Below are 14,162 nucleotides of genomic sequence, written 5' to 3'. Positions count from 1 at the left end.
GTTGCCCCGGCTTCCCTCTGCTAAGTTGAAATTAGTCTTTTTAACAATAATGCAGTGGTGTTAAGCCGGGGAAAACATCCATGTCAACCAAGTCTGTAAAGTCACAATCCAGTGGCGATGAAGAATCTCTTGATGTTCGCAAATCTTTAGTCAGTGCAGGGCGCCACGGTACCCATTTGATCACGCGCTCGGTGCTCAGGCGCCTGAAAGGCGGCCGGCCCAACCCGGTTAGCCTCAAAAGCATGGCCAAACCCTTCGTTCGGTTTACCGCAAAATTTGCCACCCAGCCTGACGCTATCATTACATCCCAGATGCGTCTGATACAGAATACCGCCATTCTGGGTGGTGGTGCGGTAATGAGCCTGATCAGCCGGGAGCCTATGCGAGCGGCCGCACCTGAACGAGGCGATGGCCGCTTCAAGGACATTGCCTGGACCGACCGCGCCTATTTCAACTTTCTCCAGCAGGCTTACCTGATGTCGGATCGTTGGATCATGGACACCATTGAAGATGTCCGTGGGCTCAGCGAGCATGACCGCCACAAAGTGCGTTTCTTTACCAGCCAGGTCACCGCAGCTCTGTCACCTAGCAACTTTGTTCTGACCAACCCCGAGGTTCTGAGAACGACAATAGACACCAGGGGGCGTAACCTGGTGCGTGGTTTTGCCAATTTCCTGCGGGATATCGACGACGCCGACGGCCAGATCTTCTTCAGAATGTCGGATCCGGCGGCCTTTGAAGTCGGCAAGAATCTGGCTGATACACCCGGCGATGTCATCTACCAGAATGACCTGATGCAGCTTATCCAGTACCGGCCAACCACCGAGACCGTGCACCGCAGGCCGCTCCTTGTGGTGCCGCCCTGGATCAACAAATATTACATTCTGGACCTGGGTGCGAAAAAATCGTTCATCCGCTACTGGGTCGAAAAAGGCCACACAGTCTTTGTCATTTCCTGGGTTAACCCCGGAAAGGAGCATGCCAACAAGGGATTCGAGGACTACATGCTCGAGGGCCCGGTAGCCGCGCTTGATGCCGTTCAGAGAGCCACCGGTGAAAGCGAGGTCAACGCCGTCGGTTATTGCATTGGCGGAACATTGCTGGGTTGCGCGCTTGCGTGGTTGGCAGCCCGCGGCGACGATCGGGTGAAGAGCGCCACTTTCTTCAACAGTCTGTTGGACTTTTCAGACGTTGGTGATATCGGGGTCTTCATTGATGAAGACATGATCAGCAAGATGGAAAAAGCCATGAAGAAGCAGGGCTATCTTGATGGCCCGTCCATGGGTACGGCATTCAGCATGTTGCGCGCCAACAGCCTGCTCTGGTCCTTCTATATCAACAATTACCTGCTGGGCCGCGAAACACCGCCCTTTGATCTGTTGCACTGGAACACCGACTGCACCCGGCTGCCCGGCGCCATGCACAGTTTTTACCTGCGAAACATGTACCTTGAGAATCGCCTGGGTCAACCCGGGGGCATCACCCTTGCCGGAACGCCGATTGATCTTTCCCGGGTGAAGGTTCCTGCCTATTTTGCCTCCGCCATTGAGGACCACATTGCACTCTGGAAGTCCTGTTACAAAGGATCACGCTATCTGGGTGGGCCGGTTCGCTTTGTGCTGGGTGGCTCCGGGCATATTGCGGGCATCATCAACCCGCCCGAGAAGAAGAAATACGGTTACCGGATCAACGAAAACACCGATCTGCCACCGGATGAGTGGCTGAGCGGAGCCCAAGAATTCGAAGGCTCCTGGTGGCCCGACTGGGTCGAGTGGGCAGAGCAGTACAGTGGCGGTGAAGTGCCTGCGAGAACACCGGGAGAGGGTGAATTGCCAATCATTGAGCCCGCGCCAGGCTCTTATGTTCGCAATGAGCCGGCTCCGAAAGCACCCCAGCCACGCAAACCCAAAGCCACGGCGGCCAAACGAACACCCCGCAAGGTGGCTGCCGGGAAATCTCCGCAAAGCCAGAGAAGCCGAAAACCCGCCAAAACAGGTTGACCCACTGCTTGTTGATCCCCAGAATACTGTACGTTTAAACAGTATTCTGGGGTGGGCGCTTTTACGCGCTCAAGCGGGAGGATGGTCATGATAGGGCAAAGCCCGGTTTCTTTTGTGACGGTGAGGCGTCAGTTCGAGTTTCGCAGTATCGAGGTTGGTCGCTGGGTAACGCCGCAGGAACGGGACAGGGCCGCAGGCAGGTTTCAACGCGCCTTGTGTGACCTGATGGCTATCCTGCGGGGGCCGGAAGTCCTGATATCTCTGCGCGGCACCCTAGGCCTGCAATACGGCATTGGTGGCCAGCCGGGTGTCGCGGCCCACTACATTCCCGCGACCCGACAACTGGCCCTCGCCAAGAACGCCGGCGCCGGCAGCCTCGCCCACGAATGGTTCCACGCTTTTGATCACTACATGGGAAGCAAGGCATTCCGGAAGCTGGAAAAGCACGGCTTTGCCTCCAGTGGTTGGTTACGCAGCGCAAACCAGAAAGAGCACCCCCTCAACCAGCGGCTGAATGCCTGTTTTCAGGCCATCCTGCTGAACGAAGACGGCACCGCCCCCAGCCCACTGTTCCGCGCCTCCCAAAAAGCCGATGCAGCGTTGAAAGTGCTTTACTACGCCCGGCCGGAAGAACTCTGTGCCCGCGCTTTCGAAGCTTTTGTTGAAGATTGTCAGCCCCGGAACAGCTTCCTGGTGCGCGGTACGCTGAACTCCGATGAGGCCGAATCAGGGCTGTATCCGGAGGGCGCCCAACGGCAACGAATTAATGACGCCTTTCACGACTATTTCCAGGCATTGGGCGCCGCGCTGTTTCGGGAACAGACCAAAGCCGGCTAGAATTGCCCTCGGTTTCGCACTAATCCAGGGAAAGTGGTATGCCCAAGTTTTTACACACGGCAGACTGGCAGATGGGGCGGGCGTTCAGCCGCTTCGAAACAGAAGACGGGGCGGCCCTGGTTGAGGCCCGCTTTGAAGCCATTGAAAAGCTCGCACAGCTGGCCAATGAGTACCAGTGCGATGCCGTGCTGGTGGCCGGGGATGTCTTTGATGCGCAGACCGTTTCCGACCGGACCATCCGCCGTGTCTTCAACGCCACCAGGGCATTTACCGGCCCCTGGGTGATTCTGCCTGGGAACCACGACGCGGCACTGGCGGAAAGCGTCTGGACCAGGGCCGAGCGCCTGGGTGCCGTACCTGACAATGTCCATCTCGCGCTTGAGCCGGGAGTGATCAGCCTGGTCACGCAAGGCCTGGCCGTGCTCTGTGCCCCTTTGACGCAACGCAACACCTACGGCGACCTCACCGAAATCTTCAACACCACCGAAACTCCGGAAGGCCTGGCCCGGGTTGGCCTCGCCCATGGCAGCGTACAAGGGCTACTGCCCGAAGAAATCGACTCCACCAATCCCATCCTGGGCAACCGGGCGGAAACCGCACGGCTGGATTACCTTGCCCTCGGGGACTGGCACGGCACCAAGCAGATTGATTCGCGCACCTGGTACAGCGGCACGCCGGAACCGGAGCGGTTCCGCAACAACGGCGCCGGCTTTGCACTGATCGTCAACCTGCCGGAACCCGGGGCTGCGCCGGAGGTAACCCCGGTGGAAACCGCCCGCTACCAATGGCACCAGTGGCGCGAAACCCTGGCTGTGGAATCCGATCTGGACCAGTTGCTGAACAGGTTGCAGGCATTGCCGGAGCCTTCCGTGGTGGATCTTCGCCTGGAAGGCTCCGTTACCCTGGCCGGCGAGGAAAAGCTGGTTGATGCGTTGTCCGTCGCCGAGGCCAGGTTCCGCAGTATCCAGTGTGACCGCAGCGGATTACAGCTTGAGCCCACCGACGACGACATTGCCGCACTCAAAGCCGATGGCTATGTCGGGGAAGTGATCGAGCATCTGCGAACCCGCCAACAGGACGACAACGCGGAGGCCGCGCGGGACGCACTCGCCATTCTGGCCGGCTTGCTGAAAGATCGGAAACAGGAGGCCAGCGAATGAAACTCCGTCGACTCCAGGTGGAGCAGCTTCGCCAGTTCCGGCAGCCGTTTGTGATGGACAACCTGCAGCCCGGCCTGAACCTGATTCACGGCCCCAATGAATCCGGCAAGAGTACGCTGGTAAGGGCAATCCGCGCCGCCTTCTTTGAACGCTATCGCACCAGTTCCGTGGATGACCTTCGTCCCTGGGGCGACTCTGCCGCCGCGCCAACCATCACCCTGGACTTCGAGGCCCAGCAGAAGTCCTGGCATCTGGTCAAAAGCTTTCTCCAGCGCAAGCGTTGTGACCTGCAGATCGACTCGGACAGCTACAGCGAAGACGAGGCCGAAGAAAAACTCGCGGAACTGCTGGGCTTCCAGTTCTCTGCCAAGGGGGTCAGCAAACCCGAGCACTGGGGTGTGCCGGGCCTGCTGTGGGTGGAGCAGGGTACCGGGCAGAACATCGAACAGGCAGTGGAGCACGCCGGTGACCACCTCAAATCCGCGCTCAATTCCCTGGTCGGCGAAGTGGCCAGTACCGGGGGCGACGAACTGATCGAACAGGTCAAAGCCCGTTGGGGTGAACTGTTCACGCCCACCGGTAAACCCCGGGGTGATTACCAGAAACTGGAAAAAGAACGGCAAGAACACCAGCAGGAAATCGACCTACTGCAGGGCCGCGTGCAGAAATACCAGGAGCAGGTAGACCGGCTGGGCAAACTGGCCCAGGACTACGAACGCACCGAGAAGGAACGCCCCTGGGAAGAAGCCGAGCGTCAGCTTGAGCAGGCGAAAGAGCGTTACCGCCAAGTCGAGAAACTGGAGCAGGAACAGGCCCGGGAAAAAGAAACCCTGGATCACCTTCAGCGCAACCAGCAACTGTTGCGGCAGAACCGGGAACAGCTGGAGAACCTGAACAAAAAACTGAAGGCGCGCAAAACCGAACTGGATAAAGCCCGGCGGGAACTGGAGCAGGCCGAGGCACGCAGCCCGTCCATCAGCAGCGCCGTTAAAGAAGCAAAAGCCGCCTACGAAACCGCCACAAAACAGGTCGACCAGGCTCGCCTGCAGCAAGCCCGCGCCAGGCTGGAGCAGGACATTCGCCGGCTTGAGCAACAGAACCAGACGCTGACCCAGAACCTGGAGACCGCAAAGAAGCATCAGCAAGCTCTGGATCAGGCCAGAGAACAGGCGCGGCAGAACCAGATTGATGCCCAGGCCGTGAAAGTCCTGAAGAACACCGAGCAACAACTGAACGAAGCAACCATCCGCTCGCAAACCATCGCCACCCGATTGACCTGGCAACTGGAACCGGGCGCAAAACCGGCGCTGGATGGCGAACCCCTGGAGGGGCAGGGCGAGAAACAACTGCTTGAGGAATCCAGCCTGGTGATCCCGGGCGTGGGCACACTGGGCATCACCCCCGGTGGCGAGGACCTGGCCAGTACCCGGCGCAAACTCTCCACCCTTGAACAGAGCCTGGCTGAGCAGATGAAAACCCTGACTGTGGACTCCACCCAGCAGGCAGAGCAGCGGCTGACCGCTTATGAAGCTGCCGAGCGAGCGCTGCAACAATCCCGCGAATTGCTCAAGTCCGTGGCCCCTGTGGGGACTGAACAGCTTCAGGCGGAGCAGAAAGAAACCGACGCCCAACTGCAGACAGCAAAAACCGAACTGCAGAACAGCCCGCAGCCGGGCCAGCAAGCACCGGTAACCGACGCTGCATCAGCAGAAGCCGCGCGCACCAAAGCCGAAGCCCGGCTGGCCGAGGCCGAGGCGGAGGATCGCAAGCACCAGACCGAACTGCTGACCCGCCACCAGACTCGCGACAACGCCCAGGCCGAATGGCAGCAGTTGCAGGACGAAGTGCACAACCCGGAGCATCAGAAACAACTGCAGAAGCTATCGACGGAACTGGCCGACATTGAACAGAAGCAGGGCCGCCTGGAAGCTTCCTTGCAAGCCCGTGACCAGGAGATAAAAGAAGCCCGCCCTGCCATTCTCAGGCAGGACATCGAACGCTACCAGCGCAGCATCAGCAACCTGCGCCAGACCCAGGAAGAACGCCAGCGGGAACTGCGGGATATACAGATAAGGCTGGAAGCCTGGGGCGCCGAAGGCCTGGAAGAACAACTCAACGAGAAAAGGGCCGAGCTGGAGCAATGCAATCGCCGCTACCAGGAACTGCACCGCCGCGCCCAGGCCCTGGACCTGCTGCTAACCCTGCTGACCGACAAACGACAGGCCCTGACCCGCCGCCTGCAGGCACCTCTGCAAAAACACCTGGACCACTACCTCTCCCTGCTGTTCCCGCAAGCTACCCTGGAAGTGGATGAACAACTGAGGCCTGGCACATTCACCCGGGGAACCGAACTGGGACAGATCGCCGAGTTAAGCTTCGGTGCCCGCGAACAGATGGGCCTGATCAGCCGCCTGGCCTACGCCGACCTGCTCCAGGAAGCCGGAAGGCCCACGCTGGTGATACTCGACGACACCCTGGTACACACCGACACAGACCGCCTGGAAGACATGAAGCGTATCCTCTTCGATGCTGCGAACCGACATCAGATCCTGTTGTTTACCTGCCATCCGGAGAAGTGGAGTGACCTGGGTGTGGTGCCCAGGGATATTCAGGCGATGAAAGAGCAGGGTTCTGCTAACCTGGTGTAGAAAGTAAACATGGGTTTATAGATAGTATTTGCTGAAAGTTGATGGGGCTTTGATTGCGAAATCAACGGAGAATGGCCCCCTCGGAATCCTTCGACCTCCGCAGCGAAGGGTTTTGGCACCACAATATCAGGCCCTGTCAGCAACAAACATATCAACAACTGACAACGGCGACATCGCAGGGCGTTATCGATGCCCACATCGATCATGCGTTTCTAGACGATGAGCTGTTGTGCTTCCTAGTAAGCAACGTGCGACTATTTAAAATTCTCCAATAGGCTGTCAGATGTCGTTCCTGAACAAGAGAAAGCAAGAATTACAGGCTGCCCTGGAAAAGCTCGAGGCGACTGAAAACCGGGTAATGGAGCTGGAGGCGGATTTCCAGGCCATCGAAAGGTCCGTGGCGCTGTTGGTGCTCACGCGGGATGGTCTTGTGGACAAGGTTAACGATGTTTTCCTGGATATGCTCGGGTATCAGAGGGATCAGCTAATCGGCAAGCATCATCGGGTTCTCTGTGACAGCGATTATTCGCGCAGCGAGGAATACATTGTGTTCTGGAGGGAGCTGGTAACCGGCAACGTTAAAGAAGGGCGTTTCTCCAACATTAATGCCGACGGGCAACAGGTGTGGCTAGACGCTCGTTATTTACCGGTGGTTTCTGACCAAGGCATTGTGAAGCGGATTATCGTGCTAGTGAACAATGTTGTAACGCAATAGTTTGGCAGAGCGTGGTTCACTGGTCCTTCGACCGCAGCCGCGACAGCTTCTCACGGGACTGAGCCTTTATTCGCTGCAATCCTTTCCTGGTTGTAGTGAGCCCTGAGCCGATTCCGTTAAGCGTGGATTTACCGTAACGGGAGACCTGCTCCACGCGAGCCCTGGCTGACTCTGAGATGGTCGTGGTGATGGAATTGATCTCTTCGAATATGGCTTCCACCTTCTCGGCCGCCATTTCTTCGCGCTTATCCAGGTAGCCGTCGGCTTCGGCGATGCCATTCAGGAAGGTGATGATCTCTCTCGACATGGAGCGATAATTGCAATCCGGGTTGGCTTTCTTGAAGCGAGCCAATTGTTCGGTGATTTCTTCGATCGAGTGCTGATCTGACTGTTCTTCTATCAGCTTCAGGCCTTGTTGAACGAAGAGCGGGTCATACCCCCACTCGTCGACAAAATAGCTTGTGATGAAGTCGCGCTCTTGCTGGACGAACTCGCCATCAATTTCGGCAAGCTTTACCCCCAGAGTCGCAATCATGTCGAAGAGCCCGGTAGCCAGGACATCCATCGGCGTATTGATGAAGTCGGGGATCTGTTTTACGCGGTCAGAGGAGCCTCTTACAAAGCGCTTGCCGATGATCAGGCTCAGGCCTGCGCCGGCTACCCCTGCGCCTATCGCCCAGCCCACCGGGGTAACGGCGGTTCCGATACCCAGTGCACCGAGAAATCCAGAAGGTGCGAAAAATGTGGATGCGACCAGGGATGATTTTGCGAAGATGAAGCCGGTGGCCGCTCCGTTCGCGGCATCAACGCTATCCAGGAGATGTTTCTTCAGGCGCAGGGAGGAATAGGCCTGGTCACCAATGTCGAGTTTCAGCTTGAACCGCAGAGGGTCTCGAACAACGGCCTGGACATCTTGCATGCCGTCGCTGGATTCGAATTGAGCCATGTTCCCTGTTCCTTAACGCAAAAAAGGCAGATTCGGGGATTATGATCTGCCTTTTTGCGTTTGTATGTCTACTGCTTCTTGCAGGTTCTGACCCCGATCAGCGAATAAGCCGGGCAGTTACCCATCAGTGCCGTTGCCAGCGGGATGATGCCTATCCAGCCCCAGGCTGTCTGTGGCCCTACGAACACCAGCGCCAGCAATACAACGCCAACGATTGCCCGTACGGTGCGGTCTGCAGTTCCCATGTTTTTGGTCATTTCTCAATCTCCTTTGGTGACTTTCGGTGATGACTTGATCTTAGAGCAGCACCACTCTTACCTTCAGTGATAAAGTCACATTCAACCCACAAAACCCACAATTGCTAACAGACAGGATCAGGTTTGATGCCTCGCCACAGCATTCTCGACAGTCTGAATGACACCCTCCGTAAGGAAGCTTTGGAAAAATCCCGTGTGATGCAGTTTCCGCCCGGGCAGATTCTGTTCAGCGCCGGGCAGCATTGCCAGGGGCTGCCGTTGGTATTGGGTGGCAGGGTCAAGGTTCAGATGACGGGTGTCTCCGGGCACAGCATTGTTTTGTACCGTATGGATGCGGACGACATCTGCACGCTGTCTATCGGCTGCCTGATGACTGGCCGGGCCTACCGCGCCGAGGCCGTGGTAGAGGAGGCGGCGGATGCGGTGATGATTCCCCGTGGCGTGTTTGACCGGTTGATGGACCAGTCAGCCGGGTTCCGGCTTGGGATCATGGAGTCATACGGCCGCCGGCTGGATGATCTCATGCTGTTGGTTGAGGAGGTCGCTTTTCGCCGCATGGATAAACGGCTTGAAGAGTGGCTTCTGGGCCGCGCTGCCCGCGGGCCGGTGGTGATTACCCATCAGGAGTTGGCTGTGGAGCTTGGGACTGCCAGGGAAGTGGTAAGCCGCTTGCTGAAGGAGCTGGAAAGGCGCGATATGGTCAAACTGTCCCGGGGGAGGATCGAAGTCACAGGTTTGCTTCTCTAACCCCCTCATACTTTCGTATTAAATTTCCCCACTGGTTTATTCCCTCCCGGGCAAGAAATTGCCCGCTCATCAGTGCTTTCCGTTAATTAATTACTTAACTGTCGAAATATTGACGATTTATTAACTGGCATGATGACGCTATTCACATTGATACTCGCCGTCGTTTTATATAATTTCACAAACTCGACGAATTATTGGTGTAAAAGAATTATGAAACGCGTCATTAAAGTGTCAAAGGCATGGATCGCCGCGTTTTTAATGGGAATCGTGCTTACTGGCTGTGGGGGCGGTTCTTCAGACAGCTCTGGCACGAGTTCTGCCCAGGGGCAGCAGCCTGTTCAAGTTCAGCAGTCTGCCGAGCGTTCGGCATCACTGAGCTGGAATGCGCCGGCAACCCGTGCGAACGGGGAAGGTATCAAGATGGGTGAGCTGTCCGGGTATGTGATCAGCTACGGCAAGAATCCGGATGAGCTTTCAGAAACGGTACGCATTGATGACGCCAATGTGATGGATTACACCATCGACAACCTGGAAAATGGTACCTGGTACTTTACGATCCAGGTGGAAGATATTGATGGTCTGGTAAGTGCGCCTTCGGAGCAGGTCAGTAAAACGATCTGATGGGGTGCGTTACCGGCAGTTTCAGGGTGAAGGCCGAGCCTTCTCCCAGGCGGGAATGGACCTGAATCTGGCCGCGATGTTTCTCCACCACCACGTTGACGAACGAAAGCCCGAGACCGGTGCCATGATTGCCGGAAAGCTCGCTGCTTTTCTGGCGCCGGTACCGATCGAACAGGTGCGGCAGCTCTTCCGGGGCAATGCCTTCGCCTTCGTCACTGACGGTAAGGCATGCCTGATGGCCGGCCTGGAACACCTGGATATTGATGGTGGAATCAGGCGGGCTGTACTGCACTGCATTGGTCAGAAGGTTGATGACCGCACGTTCCAACAACTCCGCATTGCCCTTTAACCACAGGTCTTCTGTTCCCTGCAGTATCAACTGGATGCCTTTCTCTGCCGCCTGCTCGCTGACACTGTCTCTGGCGTTTTCCACAATGGCCAGAAACTCGCATTCGTAGAAGCGGGTTTCCGTCAGCTGTTCGGCCCTGGCCAGTTGCACAAACTCTTCGGCCAGATGGTAACTGCGCCGCGCCAGCCTGCCGAGTTGATCCAGTTGTTCCGGTTCTATCTGGCCCTGGTTTCTTTTCAGTTGTTCAATCAGCGCCAGCTGCGACACAAGGGGTGAGCGTACGTCGTGAGAGATAAAGTCGATGGCCTCCCGGTGCTGGCGTTGTTGCTCACGCAGTTCGGAAATGTCGGAGATGTTGGCAATAATGCCGCTCTGATCGCTGTCCGGCAGAGAGAATGGCGCAAAGTGGATCAGGAAGTCCTTGTTGCGAATGCGCAGGTCCACCGTGCGGCTCTGTGTCAGGGTCAGCGTCTCGGAGACGGTTTCGTGCCAGGGCGGGGTTTCTCTCGGGTCATGCCCCTCGAGAAGCCGGGCCAGGGGCATACCATTCAGGCTGGGCATGGGCTCTTGAAACCATTCCTCGATATGGCCGTTGGCAAACCGGATTACACCCAGCTCGTCGGTAACGATGATGCCGTCGGGCATACGCTCGAAACTGCGGCGTATGAACTTCTGCATCTGGCTCATGCGCTCTGTGGCAAGCCGTACGCGTTCGATGCGGGCCGATATGTTCTCTCTTGGTCGGGGCTGGCCGGTTGGCGTATTGATAGCTGTCAGCGGCAGGCGGCGAAGGTATCGCTGAGTGGCTTCCCGGCTCAGGTCGTTGGAGAGCTTCAGGCCCAGCTTGTAGGTCGAGCCGCCGCGGATCAGGCTGATCCAGCTGTGGCCGCCGATATGAATCCATTCGCCGGGGTTCTCCAGTGGCGGAATGTCGGATTTGGTCAGCCCGTACGCGGTAATCACCTCATCGCCTTCGGCAAGTAGCCAGCCTTCGGGCTGGAACAGCGCCTGAAAGTGGCTGAGCAGTTGAGGTGGATGCCTGCGTGAGGGCTCCTGGAGGGTCATCGTGGGCCCTCTCGCCAGTTCGTCCAGTTGCCGGTTGAGGAAGCGGTTGGTCATGGCCAGCCGGAGCGCACTGGACACTGGCAATGCCAGTAGCGGGATGATGGCGGCATGGGAAATCGGCAGCCACATCCGCGCGTAAAGCAGCAGGAATGCGTGTGTCGCAATTAGTGCCCCCATGCATGCCAGGCACAGGAGAATGGTCCGTGCGGGTCTCATGCGGGGTAGGGCAATGGCCAGGATAATAATGACAAGAATGGCAAGCCCAACGGCCTTGGTGACTGAAACTTTCGAGATCAGGTCACCCTGAACTATTGCCGCGTAGTTGTTGGCATGGAATTCCACGCCCGGCATGGGTTGATGCAGCCCCGAGAAAGGCGTGGGCAGGATGTCGCCAAAGCCTGGCGCCGTGGCGCCAACAAAAACGGTTTTGTCCCGGAAGGCTTCCGGTGCGGGTGGGCGTTCCAGTATCTCGGTGTAGGAATAGGACGGCAGCGTACCGGCGCCACCGGCTAATGGAATGGCCCTGTAATGCTGTCTTACATTGGTGTAGGGCGCTATTTCAGCCGGCTCACTGGCTGGCCATGTTTTTCCGGAAGCGGCCAGCGCCAGGCTTGGCCATAGCTGGTCGCCAAGCCCGTTCAGCAGGTATATTCCCCGCGCCAGGCCGTCTTCATCCAGCTCCACATGGGCATGCCCGAGCGCTGATGCGGCGTCTGCCAGTTCCAATACGGGTAGCTGTTCGCTGATCAGGTAATTGCTGGAGGGCGGCGACAGGTGCAGTGGCAGGATAACGTTGCCGTGTTTGCGCATGGCTGTCGCCAGTTCGGGATCGTCCAGGGACGCTTCGGGGAACAGGATATCGAAAACGATGGTTTTTGCCCCGGCCTGATGAAGCTTTTCGATGAGCCGTGCGTGGGTGGTCCGCGGCCAGGGCCAGCGACCGAGGCGGTCCATACTCTGTTCGTCGATGGCAACGAGAACAACGTCTTCAGAGGCTTCTGCCGGGTTGGCGGTAGTCAGGGTGTCATAGAGCCAGAAATCCAGCCGCTGGGGAATAGAGGTAGTCTGCAGTAAAAGCAGTATGGTCAGAAGTGGCAGGCCGAGTGTCCACGGGGTTATTTTTATTGGAAACCAGTTCCGGGTCATGAGGCCTGCTTTCGGATATCAAGGTGCAATGGATTATTCCAGAAACAATTCCCTCCCTGGTCCCCAACGGCTTTCAAGAGGTCCGTCAGAAAGGGCTTTAAGGCGCACAAAATACCGTCTTCCGGGAATCAGGCGCAAGGCCGCCGTGGTATCTGCGAGGGTAGCCTCTTTGATTATGTTGTTGAAACGGGGCTCTTCAGACAGCTGCAGACGATATTCTGACGCGGTTTCCACCTTCTGCCAGAACACCCTGACCTGGCTGTCCACGTAGTTCACGCTGATAATGCGCACCGGTGGCAAAGTGCCATTAACCACCAATGAGCGGGTTTCACTGGTGGCAACTGAATTGCCGCCGGCTTCAGTTACCACGCGCCAATAATACTGCCCCGGTGAAAGCGGGCGTGAGGGCAGTGCGTTCTGGTCTGGTGCCCATTCACTGGTGGCCACCAGGTTGGCGAAGTCCTTGTCTGCAGCAATTTCTACCCGCGCCACTTCGTTTTCGCCATGAACCTGCCAGCGGAATTCCGGCATGTCGTCGTTCACGTTAGCACCGGCCTCTGGTTGCTCCAGAGTGGCGGTTTGTGCCTGCAGGTCAACTTCTACATTCAGAATGCCGGGCATGCCCGCAATGCCTCGACTGTCGAGCGCTGCCAGGTGAATCTCGTAGTTGCCGTTGTCCAGCAGGTCGATGTTGAAACGGCCACCCTCTACCCGGCGGCTGTCCATCCAGCGGCCGGAGTCGGCATCGAAAATGTCTACCCGATGCGCACTGGCACCACTGGGTTGCCAGCTAAGCGCCGCGGGCAACTGTTTCAGCTGGGGCGGAAACGGATTGATGGCAGGTGCAGGGGGGAGCTGGCGAATGCTCATGTTGCCAACGCCAACCGTGGAAACACTGGCACTGTAACCGGCGGGAATTCGACGGGTTTTGCCGGGTGGGCCAAACGAAACTTCGCCTTCGGTAACCCTGAGGTCGGTTTTGCCAGGCGCGGTTCTCAGGGTAAACATGGTGCCCCTGACTGCGGCAACCGCCGAGGGTGTTTCGATCTCGAAGCGGGAGCCGCCTTCAATCACCGGCTTTACCTGGGTTTCGATTTCGCCGCGATCCAGGCGTAGCCTGGTATCGACCATGCCGGATTTGCCGTATTGGGTCAACCTGTTGAACGCCAGGCGTGAATTCGGAGAAATCCTTACGATCGAGCCGTCCGCCAGTTCCACCGTGGCGGTGCCGGAGTGGGAGATTATTTCATCACCAACCCGCACCAGCATGTCGCTGCCCAGCGGGCGCTTGCTGCTATCGCTCCCGGAAATCAGCTGTACCTGGCCGGCAACAGAGCGGACTCGCGCAGGATCTGGCTGGCGCTGAAGCCAGGCCAGGGGAATTCGCAGGGTATCTCCGCTGCCTACCGTGGCCGGGTTGTCGATGCCATTGTGTTGAAGCAGGCGGTTTGCCGATACGTTGCGCGCAAGCAGTGAGCCGGCAAGTTCGCTGAAGCTTTCGCCCGGGCGAACGGTGTAAACCCATTCTGGAACCGCAGCGGATTCGGTCTGGGTGTTGGCCGGTTGCGAGCCACGGGTAACAGACAGCTCGGCGTGCGCAGGCCACGCAAGCCAAAGACTGCTCAGCAGCAGAATGACATGAGCCAGAGTGCGGGTGGAGCCTCGAATCAT

11 protein-coding genes are annotated in these 14,162 nt (G+C 57.8%); 7 read left to right on the top strand and 4 right to left on the bottom strand.

The annotated features are described in order from the left end of the window. Window positions 1–80: 80 nt before the first annotated feature. The 5 genes from M8010_RS08085 (at window position 81) to M8010_RS08065 (ending at window position 7,360) form a co-directional block, all read left to right on the top strand. Window positions 81–2,000: a PHA/PHB synthase family protein gene (locus M8010_RS08085; RefSeq protein WP_250090277.1), complete on the top strand. Its 1,920-nt coding sequence runs from the start codon at window positions 81–83 to the stop codon at window positions 1,998–2,000. Between the two features lie 87 nt (window positions 2,001–2,087). After that, window positions 2,088–2,837 carry a CLCA_X family protein gene (locus M8010_RS08080; RefSeq protein WP_250090276.1) on the top strand — a complete coding sequence of 250 codons (750 nt, stop codon included), beginning with the start codon at window positions 2,088–2,090 and terminating at the stop codon, window positions 2,835–2,837. A gap of 38 nt (window positions 2,838–2,875) precedes the next feature. Beyond that, window positions 2,876–3,997, top strand: coding sequence for a metallophosphoesterase family protein (locus tag M8010_RS08075; RefSeq protein ID WP_250090275.1), 1,122 nt, complete (start codon window positions 2,876–2,878; stop codon window positions 3,995–3,997). Continuing rightward, window positions 3,994–6,645, top strand: coding sequence for an AAA family ATPase (locus M8010_RS08070; RefSeq protein WP_250090273.1), 2,652 nt, complete (start codon window positions 3,994–3,996; stop codon window positions 6,643–6,645). Before M8010_RS08075 ends, M8010_RS08070 begins: the two co-directional genes overlap by 4 nt. A 283-nt stretch (window positions 6,646–6,928) precedes the next feature. After that, the gene (locus M8010_RS08065; RefSeq protein ID WP_250090272.1) at window positions 6,929–7,360 is read left to right on the top strand and encodes a PAS domain-containing protein; all 432 of its coding nucleotides are present in this window, start codon (window positions 6,929–6,931) and stop codon (window positions 7,358–7,360) included. A 16-nt stretch (window positions 7,361–7,376) separates the two neighbouring features. Here M8010_RS08065 and M8010_RS08060 read toward each other — a convergent pair whose 3' ends face one another. Next, window positions 7,377–8,306 carry a TerB family tellurite resistance protein gene (locus M8010_RS08060; RefSeq protein WP_250090270.1) on the bottom strand — a complete coding sequence of 310 codons (930 nt, stop codon included), beginning with the start codon at window positions 8,304–8,306 and terminating at the stop codon, window positions 7,377–7,379. A gap of 68 nt (window positions 8,307–8,374) precedes the next feature. After that, window positions 8,375–8,563 (bottom strand): YgaP family membrane protein, encoded by a 189-nt coding sequence (locus tag M8010_RS08055; protein ID WP_250090269.1) that lies wholly within the window; start codon window positions 8,561–8,563, stop codon window positions 8,375–8,377. Between the two features lie 126 nt (window positions 8,564–8,689). On the opposite strand from M8010_RS08055, the gene M8010_RS08050 reads away from it, so the two are divergent. Together M8010_RS08050 and M8010_RS08045 are read left to right on the top strand one after the other, a co-directional pair. Then, on the top strand, window positions 8,690–9,310 hold the full coding sequence (locus M8010_RS08050; protein ID WP_250090268.1) for a Crp/Fnr family transcriptional regulator: 621 nt from the start codon (window positions 8,690–8,692) through the stop codon (window positions 9,308–9,310). Between the two features lie 210 nt (window positions 9,311–9,520). Beyond that, a complete protein-coding gene (locus M8010_RS08045; RefSeq protein ID WP_250090266.1) occupies window positions 9,521–9,931 on the top strand; it encodes a fibronectin type III domain-containing protein in 411 nt (136 codons plus the stop codon). On the opposite strand, the gene M8010_RS08040 is transcribed toward M8010_RS08045, so the two are convergent. Together M8010_RS08040 and M8010_RS08035 are read right to left on the bottom strand one after the other, a co-directional pair. Continuing rightward, a complete protein-coding gene (locus tag M8010_RS08040; protein WP_250090265.1) occupies window positions 9,915–12,491 on the bottom strand; it encodes a CHASE2 domain-containing protein in 2,577 nt (858 codons plus the stop codon). The genes M8010_RS08045 and M8010_RS08040 overlap by 17 nt on opposite strands. A 33-nt stretch (window positions 12,492–12,524) precedes the next feature. Next, complete coding sequence (locus M8010_RS08035) at window positions 12,525–14,162, bottom strand: FecR domain-containing protein (RefSeq protein ID WP_250090264.1); 1,638 nt, start codon at window positions 14,160–14,162, stop codon at window positions 12,525–12,527.

The sequence above is a fragment of the Marinobacter sp. ATCH36 genome, from assembly GCF_023555055.1.
GTDB lineage: Bacteria > Pseudomonadota > Gammaproteobacteria > Pseudomonadales > Oleiphilaceae > Marinobacter.
This window is presented reverse-complemented; position numbering and strand designations above follow the sequence as displayed.